Below are 12,570 nucleotides of genomic sequence, written 5' to 3'. Positions count from 1 at the left end.
GCGGCTCAGGGAGTGGGCAGCACCGCGCGCAGGGCCTGCTCCACGCCGTCCTGCGTATAGGGCTTCTGCACCACCGGAATCTGGGCATGCGGCTCCGGCAGCTGCGCCTGCTCGCCATAGCCGGTGGCGAAGAGATAGGGCACGCCCAGCGCCTTCAGCCGATCCGCGATCGGCAGGCTGGTCTCGGGGCCGAGATTGACGTCCAAAATGGCGAGCACCGGCGTTTCCAGCGCGATCTCCTCCAGCCCGGCGCGCACCGAATTGGCGGTGAGCACGCGCTCGGCGCCGAGCCGGACGAGAATATCCTCCGCGTCCATCGCGATGATCAGGCTGTCCTCGACGAGCAGGACCGGCCCGGCGGGCAGCGAAGGGCGGGTGCGCGGCTCGGCCGGCCGCACCGCCGGCGCGCTGGCCTCGCGCGCCGCCGCGCCGGGCCGCCGCCCGACATGCGCGGCGGGGATCACGAAATGCGCGCGCAGTCCGGTAAGCGCGAACTCCACCTCGGCCTCGCCGCCCAGATCATAGGGGATGGAGCGGCGGATGATGGTGCTGCCGAATCCCTGGCGGCGCGGCGCCGTCACCGCCGGGCCGCCGATCTCGCGCCAGTCGAGGATCAGCGCGCCATCCTCGCGGATCGCCCAGTGCGTCTCGACCCGGCCGCTATCGGACAGGCTGCCATATTTGGCGCTGTTGGTGACAAGCTCGTGGATCACCAGCGCGAGGGTGGAAAAGGCGTTGGGGCTCAGCAGCACATCCGGCCCCGTCGCCTGCACGCGGCCGCTGGCGCCGCCGAGATAGGCCTCGGCCTCGGTCTCGATCAGGCCGCGCACCGGCGCGGGGTTCCAGTGATCGGCGGTGATCTGGTTGTGCGCGCGCGCCAGCGCGTGAATGCGCGCGTCGAGTTCGCGCACGAACTCCTCGACCGAGCCGGTGCTGCCGCGCGACTGGCGCACCAGGCCGCGGATCAGCGCGAGAATGTTGCGCACGCGGTGGTTAAGCTCGGCGATTAGCAGCTCCTGCCGCTCGGCCGCGAGCTGGCGCTCGGCATGCGCCTCATCCGACATGCGCAGCACCACTTCGATCAGCGTGCCGCGCAGCTTTTCGGCGACGTCAAGCTCGGCCGGCGAAAAGGCCAGCGAGCGGCCCTGGACGGTCTCCGACCAGGCCTCGAAGCTTTTGCGCGGGCTCAGCCGATCGCCATTGGGACCGAAGCTCTTGGGCGTGTGCGGATCGCCCGCCCAGCGCACCGAACGCACCATTTCCTGGCGGAACAGGACCACATAATCGCGCGGGCTGCGCGAGATCGGCAGCGCCAGCATGCCGACGGCCTGGTGGCCCCATTCGGCCGCCTCGGGAAAGAAGCCGGCGATCGAATCGGTGGCGAACACCCGGCCGGCGGTGGTGCGGTTGAGTTCGCGCACCAGGCGGACGAACGCATCCTCGCGCGGGGTCAGCCCCGCGAGCGCGATCTGGCCGTTCACGATCACGCCGATGCCGTCGGAGGGGATGGCGTCGCCGATCGTCTCGGCGAGCCAGGCGGGATCGTCGCGCAGCGATTCATTGCCGGCGAGCTGGACCAGCAGCCGGTCGCCCACCGCGCGGGCACGATCCGCGAAGGCGGCGGCGGCGCGGCGCTCGATCGTCTCAAGCTTCATCGCGAACATCTGGCCGAACAATTCGGTGAGCGAGCGCCGCTCGAGCCCGGGGCAGCGCGGGCCATAATGGTGGCAGGCGAACAGGCCCCAGAGCTTGCCTTCGAGCAGGATCGACACCGAGAGCGACGCGCCCACGCCCATATTGGTGAGATATTCGATGTGGATCGGCGACACCGCGCGGAGCACCGCCAGCGACAGATCGAGCGGACGGCCGCTCTCGTCCAGCGCGGGCACGATCGGCACCGGCGGCGCCGCGACATCCGCGATGATCCGGAACAGGTTGCGCTCGTACAGCCGGCGCGCCTGGGCGGGGATGTCGGTATGCGGGTAGTTGAGGCCGAGAAAGCTGCCGATGCCGCTGCGCGCCGCCTCCGCCACCACCTCGCCGTCGCCATTGGCGTGGAAGCGGTACACCATCACCCGGTCGAACCCGGTCAGCGCCCGGATCTGGCGCGCGCCTTCGCGCAGAAAGCCGTCCAGCGTCTCCGCCTGGTCGAGCCGCGCCATCATCGAGCGAACCAGCCCGGCACCGTCGCCTAGCTCCGGATGGCAGGGCTCCAGCTCGACGACGATCCCGCCATTGGCGAGATGCACCGCGCAATCGAACCGCTGCTCCACCCCCTGAACGGGCAGGGCGAACAGCCGCTCGGTGGCGTCCGGCCCGCGCAGCAGCGCGACGCGGTTGCGGATCGCGTGCACCGCCTCGCCGCCCAGAATGTCGAGCACGGGCCGGCCGATCAGCGCGGCCGCCGGCTGGCCGATAAAGGCCTCGCTATTGGCCGAGGCCCGCGCCACCATCCAATCCGAGGTGAGCGCGAGCAGAAAGCCGAAGGACTGGATCAGCCCCGGGATATGGATCGGCTCGCGATCGCAGTTGGACAGGTCCACCGCAGGCGCACCGGCGGGAGCGAGGGGCTGGATCAATGCATCTCCATCGCGCGCCGTCCCGCACGCTCAAACAGCGCGAATACCGCGCGCGCGCCTGCCACCGCCTCGGCGACAGCCGGCGGCGTCTCGATCGCCTGATCGAGCGCGCTGAGAAAATCTCGCCACTTTCCGGGTGCGTGCACTTTGCCAAGATAGGCATTGGGCTGGCCCGCGCCAAGCTGTCGGGCGAGCAATTGGCCGCCCAGCCGCGAGCCTTCGAGCACATAGGCGGCGCCCCATTGCGCCGCGCGGCCGGCGAGCGCGGGCGGCGGCAGCGGATCGGGCGCTTGGGTGTGGAGCGCGGCGAGATCGGCGGCGAGCGCGTCGCCGCGCCGGCGGCCCGGCCAGTCCGCCAGCGCGCCGGCGAAATCCGCCTCGTCCAGCGCGCGCTCCACCGCCGGCAGCGCCAGCGCCTGCGCCAGCAGGAAGGCGCGATAATCGGCCGCCGACGCCAGCGTCAGCGCGCCGAACAGCGCGTCGACGCGATCATGGTCCGCGCGGGTCGCGGCGCGCAGCGCGGCATGGGCGCCGCCGCGCTCAGCCATGGCGGCCGAAGACGCGATCGAAGATCGTGTCGACCTGACGGAAATGATAATCGAGATCGAACTTTTCCTCGATCTCGGCGGGGCCGAGCGCCGCCGTCACCTCGGGATCGGCCTTGAGCAGATCGAGCAGCGACAGCGCGCCGTCCGATTCCCACACTTTCATCGCGTTGCGCTGGACCAGCCGATAGGCGTCCTCGCGGCTCACGCCGGCCTGGGTGAGCGCCAGAAGCACCCGCTGCGAATGGACGAGCCCGCCCATGCGATCCAGATTCTTGCGCATCCGCTCGGGATAGACGAGCAGCTTGTCCATCACGCCGGTGAGCCGGGCGAGCGCGAAATCGAGGGTGATGGTGGCGTCGGGCCCGATGCCGCGCTCCACCGAGGAATGCGAGATGTCGCGCTCGTGCCACAGCGCGACATTCTCCATCGCCGGCGTCACCGCCGCGCGCACCAGCCGGGCGAGGCCGGTGAGGTTTTCGGTGAGCACCGGATTGCGCTTGTGCGGCATGGCCGAGGAGCCCTTCTGCCCCGGCGAAAAATATTCCTCCGCCTCCAGCACCTCGGTGCGCTGGAGATGCCGGACCTCGATCGCCAGCCGTTCCACCGAGGAGGCGATCACGCCCAGAATGGCGAAGAACATGGCATGGCGATCGCGCGGGATCACCTGGGTCGAGACGGGCTCGGGCACCAGCCCCATCTTCTCGGCCACATAGGCTTCCACGCGCGGATCGATATTGGCGAAGGTGCCGACCGCGCCGGAAATGGCGCAGGTCGCGATCTCGGCGCGCGCCGTCACCAGCCGCGCCCGGCCGCGCTGGAATTCGGCATGAGCCTGGGCCAGCTTGAGCCCGAAGGTCACCGGCTCGGCATGGATGCCGTGGCTGCGGCCGATGGTGGGGGTACGCTTGTGCTCGAAGGCGCGCCGCTCCAGCACCGCGAGCAGCGCGTCGACATCGGCGATCAGCAGATCGGCGGCGCGGCTCAGCTGCACCGCGAGGCAGGTGTCCAGCACGTCGGAGCTGGTCATGCCCTGGTGGAGAAAGCGCGCCTCGGGCCCGGTCCGCTCCGAGACATGGGTGAGGAAGGCGATCACGTCATGCTTGGTTTCGGCCTCGATCGCGTCGATTCGCGCGACGTCGAAGGCGCCGGCGGCGCGATCCGCCTCCCACACGCGCTGCGCCGCCTCGACCGGCACCACGCCGAGCGCGGCCATGGCGTCGAGCGCATGCGCCTCGATCTCGAACCAGATGCGGAAGCGGCTCTCGGGCGTCCAGATCGCGACCATTTCGGGTCGCGAATAGCGCGGAATCATGCGGAACTCCTTGCGTGCCGCCGGAAGAAAGCGGTGCGCGTAGCAGAGGCCGCCGGCCCCCGCAACGAAGCCATGTTCAGCCTTTCGCAAGGCGGGACAGGCGATGCGCCGGCGCCCATGGAGACGAGACGATGACGATCCTGCTGGCGGCCCTGCTGGTCGCCGAGGCGGCGGCACGCCCGGAGCCGGGGCCGGTCGCGCCCGCGCCCGTCCAGCGCCTGCCCGCGGCGCCCATGGCGCGCGCCGAACCGGCGCCGGCGCATCCGACGCCCCGCGCCAAGCCCGCTCGCGCGCAGATCCTCGCGGCGGTCAGGGCCGAATGGCCGCGCTACGATGTCCGCCGCACCGGCCGGCTCGGGCCGCTCGAATTCGCGACCTGGGTGATGCGCGCCAATGGCGCGAAGGTGGCGGCGGCGGGCGCGGCGCAGTCCGGCGGCATCCGCCCGGTGCCGGCGATGAACGCCGCCGCGCGCGCCTTCGCGGTGGCCGACGCGAATCACGATGGCGGCGTCACCCCGGAGGAAATGGCGGATTTCCTCGCGCGCTGAGCCGCCGCCTCAGATCAGCCCGAGCGATCGCAGGCTGGCATGGCCCTGCGCGCCGATGACGATGTGATCGTGCAGCAGGATGCCGAGCGGCTTGGCGGCGGCGATGATCTCGCGGGTCAGCGCGATGTCCTGGCGGCTCGGCGCCGGATCGCCGCTCGGGTGGTTGTGCACCAAAATCAGCGCCGCCGAGTCCAGCTCGATCGCGCGCTTCAGCACCTCGCGGATATGGACCGTTGCCTGATCGATCGACCCTTCGGACACAAGCTCGTCGCGGATCAGGCGGTTGCGCGTGTCGAGATGCAGCACGCGGACCCGCTCGATGCCGATATGCGCCATGTCGGCCTGCAGATAATCGAGCAGCGCCTGCCAGCTCGCCAGCACCGGCCCCTGCATCGCGCGGGCGCGCAGCAGGCGCAGCGCGGCGGCATCGGCGATCCGGATCGCCGCCGCCGCGCTCGCGCCCATGCCCTTCACGCGCATCAGCGCCTCGGGCTCGGCCGCGAACAGGCGCGCAATGTCGCCGAATTCGTGCAGCAGCGCGCGGGCGAGCGGCTTGGTATCGCGGCGCGGAATGGCGAGCGCGAGCAGATATTCCACCAGCTCATGGTCGTCGAGAGAGTCGGGCCCTTGTGTCAGCAGGCGCCGACGCAGGCGCGCGCGGTGGCCGTCGGCGGAGTGGGATCGATCATGCATGTGGACCCACGCTAGGCGACGGCGCGGCGCGCCACAATTTCGCGAAAACCTGGAGCCCGGCGCGCGGCCCGCATAAAGAGCCGATACGATGATATCAGGCGCGGAGGAAAACAGGCCCGGGGGCCGATCGGGATGGCGCCGGCGGCGGCCTGTGGCGCTTGCGACGGGCACCGCGATCCTCCTCGTCCTGGGCGGCGTATGGATCGAGCGCCAGACGCTGGTGCGCGGCGTGGTGGATCGCGAACTGGCGCGGCGCGGCGTGCGCGCCTCCTACCGGCTGGTGTCGATCGGGCCGTTCCACGAGCGGCTGGCGGATCTTCGCATCGGCGATCCGCGCGCGCCCGATCTCACCGTGCGCAGCCTGGATCTCGCCTTGGGCTATGGCGCCGGCGGCGCGCAGCTGCGCGGCGTGCGCGCCGAGGGGGTGCGGCTGGCCGCGCGGATCGATTCGCGCGGCCTGTCGCTCGGCGCGCTCGATCGGCTGCGGCCGCAGGGCCGTGGCGCGGCGGGCCTGCCCGATCTGGCGCTGACGCTCGCCGATGCGCGGCTCGCGCTCGCCACCCCGGCCGGGGCGATCGCGGCGCGGCTCGACGGCCGGGGCAATGCGGCGCGCGATTTCAGCGGCCGGCTCACGCTCGCCGCGCCGCAGCTGCGGCCCGCGCCCGGCTGCCGCCTCACCGGCCTGGCGGGCACGCTGGCGGTGCGCGTGGCCGGCGGAGGGCCCGAACTGGCGGGGCCGCTGACCCTCGCCGGCCTGCGCTGCGGCGGCGCGGCGCTCGGCCCGGCGCGGATCGACGGCCGCGCCAGCCTCTCGCCCGCGCTCGATCGCTGGGAGGGGCGGCTCGCGCTCGCCGCCGGGCCGGGCGCGGCGGGGCCGGCGCGGATCGCGGCGCTGAACGGCGCGCTGCGCTTCGCCGGGGATCGCCGCGCCACCACCGGCATGGGCACGCTGCGCCTCGCCGCACCGCGCCTCGCCGCAGCCGGGCTCCGCGCCGCCGAGGCCAGCCTGACGGGGCGACTGGTCTATGCCGGGGGTGTGACCGGCAGCGGCACCGTGCACGGAACGGGGCTCGCGCTCGATCCGGATCGCCGCCGCGCGCTGGCCGCTTTCGGCCGCGCCGCCGCGTCCACGCCCGCCGGCCCGGTGGCGGCGGCGATCGGCGCGGCGGCGGCGCGGCTCGCGCGCGCCGCCACGCTCGATGCGCGGATCGCGCTCGATCGGCCGCCTGGCGGGCCGCGTCTGCGCCTCGCCGACGCCATGCTGCGCGGCGCGAGCGGCGGCGCGCTGCGCCTCGCCGGCACGCTGAGCTGGCCGGCCGGCGGCGGGATCGCGCTGAGCGGCCAGGCGGCCAGCGCGGGCGACGGCCTACCCCGCCTCACGGCCCGCTTCGCCCGGCCGCGCGGCGCTGCGCCGCTTACCGCCACCATCCTCGCCGCGCCGTATGAAGCCGGGGCGGCGCGGCTCGCGCTCACGCCGGTGACGCTGCGCTACGACGCCGGCACGCTGCGGCTCGCCACGCGCCTCACCGCCGATGGCCCGATCGGCGGCGGCCGGGTGGAGGGGCTCACGCTGCCGCTCGCGCTGGCGGGCGGGGCGGGGGGCTGGCGGCTCGAGTCCGGCTGCGTGCCGATCGGCTTCGCGCGGCTTGCCGTCGCGGGCATGACGCTGGAGGAGGGACGGCTGCGCGGCTGCGGCCGCGCTGGCGCGCCGATCGCGGCGATCGACGCCGCCGGGCGGCTCCGCGCCGGGCTGATGGTGGCGGATCTGCGGCTCGCCGGCCGCTCGGGCACGGCGCCGCTCAGCCTCGCCGCCGATCGCGTGACGCTGGACCAGGACCGGTTCGACGTCACCGGCCTGGCGGTGCGGCTCGGCGCCGGCGCCACGCCCACCCGGCTCGACATCGCCGCGCTCGACGGCGCGTTCGGCGCGCGCGCGGGCCGCTTCCACCGGCTGGGCGGGCAGATCGGCAGCGTGCCCCTGATCGCCGATGGCGGCGAGGGCGAATGGCGCGAGGCGGACGGCGCGCTGGTGCTGGCGGCGGATTTCACCCTGTCCGACGCGCAGGCGCCCGCACGCTTCCAGCCGCTGGCGGGGCGCGGGCTGGCGCTGCGGCTGGACCAGGGGCGGGTGACCGCCACCACCGGCCTCACCCGGCCGGGCGGCGGCGCGACGCTGGCCGAGGTGACGCTGCGCCACGATCTGAACGCGGGGCGGGGCAGCGCGGACATCGCCGTGCCCGATCTCGCCTTCACCCCGGCGCTGCAGCCCGAGGCGCTCACCCGGCTGACGCTGGGCGTGATCGCCAATGCGCGCGGCCATGTCCGCGGCCGCGCCCGGATCGATTGGGCGCCGGGCGCGATCACGTCGCAGGGCGATTTCGAGACCGAGCGGCTCGATTTCGCCGCCGCCTTCGGCCCCGTTACCGGACTTTCGGGACGGGTGCATTTCAACGATCTGCTCGCGCTCGCCACGCCGCCCGGCCAGGAGGTGCGGATCGCCGAGGTCAATCCCGGCGTGCCGGTGACACAGGGCGTCCTCCATTATCAGCTGCTGCCGGGGCAGAAGGTGGCGCTGGAGGAGGGGCATTGGCCCTTCGCGCGCGGCCAGCTGACGCTCGATCCCTCGCTGCTCGCCTTCGATCAGGATAGCGAGCGCCGGCTCACCTTCCGCGTGCGCGGCGCCGATGCCGCCGCCTTCGTCCAGGACATGGCGGCGCCCAACCTGGCCGCCACCGGCCTGTTCGACGGAACCCTGCCGATGGTGTTCGACCAGCGCGGCGGCCGGATCGAGGGCGGCGAGATGGTGGCGCGGCCGCCGGGCGGCACGCTCGCCTATATCGGCGCGCTCTCGCAGGAGAATGTCGGGCGGCTCGGCGCGCTCGCGTTCGATGCGCTGAAGGCGATCCGCTACAGCGCGCTCGCCGTGGATCTGGACGGTCGGCTGGATGGGGAGATCGTCAGCCGCGTGCGCTTCACCGGCGTGCGCGAGGCGACGCCCGGCGCCGGGCTGGTGGCGCGGCTGATCCGCAACCTGCCCTTCCGCTTCTCCATCGCCATCCGCGCGCCCTTCCGCGCGCTGCTCGGCACCGCGCGCTCCTATGCCGATCCCAGCCTGCTGCTCGCCGGCACCGGCCTGCCCGCCGCCGCCGCACCGTCATCCCCCGCCATTCAGCCCGCCGTCAGCGATGCCATGGCAGATCATCGGCCACGGTGACGTACAGCAGAGAGGATGCTAGCATTCCGCCATGCGGCCCCAACTTCTCCTTCTTCCGCCGCTGGTCGGCGCGCTTGGCGGCTGTGTCTCGGTCAAGGCGCCCGATCGCCCGATCGAGATCAACCTCAACATCACCGTGAAGCAGGAAGTCGTCGTCAGCCTCAAAAAGGATGCCGAGGATTTCATCACCTCCAACCCGGAGCTTTTCCCCAAATGATGCGACGCGCGCTCTTTCCGTGCCTCGCCGCGCTGGCGCTCGCCGCCGGCGGCGTCGCCCTCGCCCAGTCGAGCGCGGTCGAGGCGGCGATCGCCAGCGGCGCCGTGGGCGAGCAGGCGGATGGCTATCTGGGTTTCGCGCGGCCTCCCTCGGCCGCGCTCAAGGCCGAGGTGGAGGCGATCAATATCAAGCGCCGCCAGGGCTATACCCAGGTGGCCCAGGCCAAGAACGTGCCGATCGAGGCGTTCGCCGCCTCGATCGGCTGCAAGACGCTGACCGGGCTTAAGGCCGGCCGGGCCTATTCGGTCGCGCCGGGGATATGGGCGGTCAAGCGCGACGCGCCCATCACCCTGCCGCCCCAATGCGGCGGCTGACGCGCGCCGCCATTCCGCCCGCGATTGACTCGCCCTGCCGCCGCACCTAAGGGGAGCCCGCCTAGGGGGGCTGGCCCGCGGCATGACCCTCCCGATCGCGAGGAGGGTGCATGGCGCAGGACGATCCCCGGCAGGTCCAGTCAGGTGGGACGGGGGGAGAGCCTTCATCGCTCGAGGAGCGGTTGAGGGCGGCCCGCTCCGCCGAGACGGCCCGGATCGCGCAAGGCCGCCCGCGCAAGCCCGAAAAAGGCTATAGTCAGGGAAGCCGCGTGTTGACCGAGCTGATCGCCGGACCGGCAGGCGGTGCGCTGATCGGCTGGCTCTTGGATCGCTGGCTCGGCACCTCGCCCTGGCTCCTGCTGGTGATGCTGGCGCTTGGCGTCGCCGTTGCCTTCAGGAATATTTATCGGATTTCTAGCGAGCGCCCGGAGTGATCTGGGCGCTTCGAGCATGAGAAGGGTCCAGAGTGGCTGAAGCGGGCGGCGGCATCGATCCCATGGCGCAATTCCGCGTCGACCCGGTGGTCGGCGCGGATTGGACGCTCTTGGGGCACAATATCGCCTTCACCAATTCCGCGGCGTTCATGGTGGTGATCCTGGCGCTGCTGTGGCTGTTCATGCTGGGCGGCATGCGCCGCCAGCTGGTGCCCAATCGCTGGCAGGCGATGGTGGAAGGCTTTACCGGCTTCGTCTCGAACATGATCGAGTCGAACATCGGGCCGAAGGGGCGTGCCTTCACCCCCTATGTCTTCTCGCTGTTCATGTTCATCCTGCTGGCCAACTTCATCGGCCTCTTCCCGCTGGCGCTGATCCCGGGCATGCACCCCTTCACCGTGACGAGCCACATCACCGTCACCGGCGTGCTCGCCATCATGAGCTTCTCGATCGTGCTGATCGTCGGCTTCGCCCGTCACGGCCTGCACTTCTTCTCGCTCTTCATCCCGCATGGCACGCCCGCGCTGCTGGTGCCGCTGATCTTCGTGATCGAGCTGGTGTCCTTCCTGGTGCGGCCCTTCTCGCTCGGGCTCCGGCTGTTCGTCGCCATGACGGCGGGGCACATCCTGCTCGACGTGTTCGCCAGCTTCGTGATCCAGGGCATCAATTCCGGCACCGCGATCGGGCCGGTGGTGAGCCTGCTCAGCTTCGTCATGATCGTCGGCGTCAGCATGCTCGAGCTGCTGGTCGCGGCGATCCAGGCCTATGTCTTCGCGCTGTTGACCTCGCTCTATCTGAACGACGCCATCAACCTGCATTAATCTTCCGATTTCAACATAAGGATACAGTCATGGATCTCGCTTCTGCCAAGGTCATCGGCGCCGGTCTCGCGGCGATCGGCGTGGGTCTCGCGGCGCTCGGCGTGGGCAATGTGTTCGGCTCCTTCCTCGCCTCGGCGCTGCGCAACCCGTCCGCCGCCGACAGCCAGCAGGGCCGCCTGTTCATCGGCTTCGCCGCCGCCGAGCTGCTCGGCCTGATCGCCTTCGTCGTCGCGATCCTCATCCTGTTCGTCGTCAAGGGCTGAGCCCGGCCCGGCGGCCCGGCCCCGGCCGGACCGCCGCGCGGGCGGAGTGACCAATGCCGCAAATCGATCAAGCCGCATCCATCTATGCCTCGCAGCTGCTCTGGCTGCTGCTCGTCTTCGCCGTGATCTATGTGGTGATCGGCCGGGGGATGCTGCCCAAGATCGAAGGCACGGTCCAGGCCCGCAACGACACCATCGCCGGCGATCTCGCCGCCGCCGAGGCGGCGCGCGCGGCCGCCGCGACGGTGGAGAAGGACTATGCCGCCGAGATGGCGCGCGCGCACAAGGCCGCCGCCGAGGCGGTCGCCACCGCCAAGGCCGAGGCGGTCCGCCACACCGAGACGGTGCTCGGCCACGCCGCCGCCGACACGGCCGAGACGCTCGCAAAGGCCGAGCTGGCGCTGGCCAATGCCCGCGCCCGCGCCCTGGCCGATATTGAAGGCGTCGCCGCCGAGGCCGCGCGGGACATCGTCGCGCGTCTGTCCGGCGCGCAGATCGGCGAGGGCGAGGCGATGGCCGCCGTCCGCGCCCAGCTTGCCGCCTGAGGAATCTGATATGAGCGCACCCGCCCAGGCCGCCACGACCGCCGAAGTCGGCGTGCCCGTGCCCGGCTCCGAGCATGAGGAATCCGCCCTCGGCCTCGGCCCGCCCGGCTGGGTGGCGCTGTCGATGCTGGTGGTCATCCTGATCATGATCTGGAAGGGCGTGCCCCGCCTGATCGCCGCCGGCCTCGACAAGAAGATCGCCACCATCCGTCAGCAGCTCGAGGAAGCCCGGGCGTTGCGCGCCGAGGCGGAGGCGCTGCGCGCGGACATGGAGGCCAAGGCCAAGGCCGCGCATCGCGACGCCGAGGCGATCCTCGCCGGCGCCCGCGAGGAGGCGAGCCTGCTCGTCGCCCGCGCCAAGACCGACGCCGAGGCGCTGATCGCGCGCCGCCGCAAGATGGCGGAGGACAAGATCGCCGCCGCCGAGCGCGGCGCCATCGCCGATGTCCGCGCCACCGCCGCCAGCGCGGCCGCCGGCGCGGCGGCGCGGATCATCGCCGAGCGGCACGATGCGGCCGCCGATGCGGCGCTGATCGACCGGACGATCGCCACCCTGGGCTGAGCCGCTGCGGCGGCGCTTGGCGGATCGGCCGCGCCGCGCTATGCTCCGGCGTTACCCGGGGGATGTATATGGCCGCACTGCTCATGGCTCTGGCGATCAGCGCGGGCGCCAATCCCCTGCTCGGCAAGTGGATCGGCGAACGGCCCGGCATGGATCGGATCAGCCTGTCCGCCCAGCCGACCATGACGATCACGCCCGAAGCCATCTCCTTCGGCAGCGGCCGGCGCGAGCTGGGGCTGGTGCCGATCGCCGCCTTCGAGCGCGACGAGAAGATGATCTCGGTCCGCACCCGCTTCGGCGAGCTGTACAGCTTCCGCTTTCTCGGCGCGGATCATATCTGCCGCGTGGTGAGCAGCGCGCGCGCCGCCACCGAATGCTTCACGCGCGATCGCGCCCGCGCCTGACCGGGGCGGCGGCGCGCAGGCCCTTTCGCCCGCCGCCTCCGCACCCTAAATCGCCG

General features: G+C 72.0%; 14 protein-coding genes. 10 read left to right on the top strand and 4 right to left on the bottom strand.

Going from position 1 to position 12,570, the window contains the following annotated elements:
• Positions 1 to 5 precede the first annotated feature (5 nt).
• Genes LHA26_RS05045 through purB form a run of 3 tightly spaced genes read right to left on the bottom strand, consistent with a single transcriptional unit; the run spans position 6 to position 4,439 of the window.
• A complete protein-coding gene (locus LHA26_RS05045) occupies positions 6 to 2,579 on the bottom strand; it encodes an HWE histidine kinase domain-containing protein (RefSeq protein ID WP_252167641.1) in 2,574 nt (857 codons plus the stop codon).
• Positions 2,576 to 3,127: a biliverdin-producing heme oxygenase gene (locus tag LHA26_RS05040; protein WP_252167640.1), complete on the bottom strand. Its 552-nt coding sequence runs from the start codon at positions 3,125 to 3,127 to the stop codon at positions 2,576 to 2,578. Before LHA26_RS05040 ends, LHA26_RS05045 begins: the two co-directional genes overlap by 4 nt.
• Positions 3,120 to 4,439, bottom strand: a complete 1,320-nt coding sequence (gene purB / locus LHA26_RS05035; RefSeq protein WP_252167639.1) for an adenylosuccinate lyase — start codon at positions 4,437 to 4,439, stop codon at positions 3,120 to 3,122. Before purB ends, LHA26_RS05040 begins: the two co-directional genes overlap by 8 nt.
• 131 nt (positions 4,440 to 4,570) lie before the next feature.
• Between purB and LHA26_RS05030 the strand changes: the two genes are divergently transcribed.
• On the top strand, positions 4,571 to 4,987 hold the full coding sequence (locus LHA26_RS05030) for a hypothetical protein (RefSeq protein ID WP_252167638.1): 417 nt from the start codon (positions 4,571 to 4,573) through the stop codon (positions 4,985 to 4,987).
• A gap of 9 nt (positions 4,988 to 4,996) precedes the next feature.
• Here the strand turns inward: LHA26_RS05030 and radC are convergent, their stop codons facing one another.
• Positions 4,997 to 5,680: a RadC family protein gene (radC, locus tag LHA26_RS05025; protein ID WP_252167637.1), complete on the bottom strand. Its 684-nt coding sequence runs from the start codon at positions 5,678 to 5,680 to the stop codon at positions 4,997 to 4,999.
• A 151-nt stretch (positions 5,681 to 5,831) separates the two neighbouring features.
• On the opposite strand from radC, the gene LHA26_RS05020 reads away from it, so the two are divergent.
• The 9 genes from LHA26_RS05020 (at position 5,832) to LHA26_RS04980 (ending at position 12,514) form a co-directional block, all read left to right on the top strand.
• Entirely contained in the window at positions 5,832 to 8,894 is a 3,063-nt protein-coding gene (locus tag LHA26_RS05020; protein WP_252167636.1) for an intermembrane phospholipid transport protein YdbH family protein, read from the top strand.
• Between the two features lie 31 nt (positions 8,895 to 8,925).
• Positions 8,926 to 9,111, top strand: a complete 186-nt coding sequence (locus tag LHA26_RS05015; protein ID WP_252167635.1) for a YnbE family lipoprotein — start codon at positions 8,926 to 8,928, stop codon at positions 9,109 to 9,111.
• On the top strand, positions 9,108 to 9,485 hold the full coding sequence (locus tag LHA26_RS05010; RefSeq protein WP_252167634.1) for a YdbL family probable chaperone protein: 378 nt from the start codon (positions 9,108 to 9,110) through the stop codon (positions 9,483 to 9,485). Before LHA26_RS05015 ends, LHA26_RS05010 begins: the two co-directional genes overlap by 4 nt.
• 110 nt (positions 9,486 to 9,595) lie before the next feature.
• Complete coding sequence (locus LHA26_RS05005) at positions 9,596 to 9,919, top strand: AtpZ/AtpI family protein (protein WP_252167633.1); 324 nt, start codon at positions 9,596 to 9,598, stop codon at positions 9,917 to 9,919.
• A 32-nt stretch (positions 9,920 to 9,951) separates the two neighbouring features.
• Complete coding sequence (locus LHA26_RS05000) at positions 9,952 to 10,740, top strand: F0F1 ATP synthase subunit A (RefSeq protein WP_252167632.1); 789 nt, start codon at positions 9,952 to 9,954, stop codon at positions 10,738 to 10,740.
• 29 nt (positions 10,741 to 10,769) lie between these two features.
• Positions 10,770 to 11,003 carry a F0F1 ATP synthase subunit C gene (locus tag LHA26_RS04995; RefSeq protein ID WP_252167631.1) on the top strand — a complete coding sequence of 78 codons (234 nt, stop codon included), beginning with the start codon at positions 10,770 to 10,772 and terminating at the stop codon, positions 11,001 to 11,003.
• Between the two features lie 53 nt (positions 11,004 to 11,056).
• On the top strand, positions 11,057 to 11,548 hold the full coding sequence (locus tag LHA26_RS04990; protein WP_252167630.1) for a F0F1 ATP synthase subunit B family protein: 492 nt from the start codon (positions 11,057 to 11,059) through the stop codon (positions 11,546 to 11,548).
• Positions 11,549 to 11,558: 10 nt separating this feature from the next.
• A complete protein-coding gene (locus LHA26_RS04985; protein WP_252167629.1) occupies positions 11,559 to 12,110 on the top strand; it encodes a F0F1 ATP synthase subunit B family protein in 552 nt (183 codons plus the stop codon).
• 68 nt (positions 12,111 to 12,178) lie between these two features.
• Positions 12,179 to 12,514: a hypothetical protein gene (locus LHA26_RS04980; RefSeq protein WP_252167628.1), complete on the top strand. Its 336-nt coding sequence runs from the start codon at positions 12,179 to 12,181 to the stop codon at positions 12,512 to 12,514.
• Positions 12,515 to 12,570 lie beyond the last annotated feature (56 nt).

Source organism: Sphingomonas morindae (assembly GCF_023822065.1).
Taxonomy (GTDB): domain Bacteria; phylum Pseudomonadota; class Alphaproteobacteria; order Sphingomonadales; family Sphingomonadaceae; genus Solisphingomonas; species Solisphingomonas morindae.
This window is presented reverse-complemented; position numbering and strand designations above follow the sequence as displayed.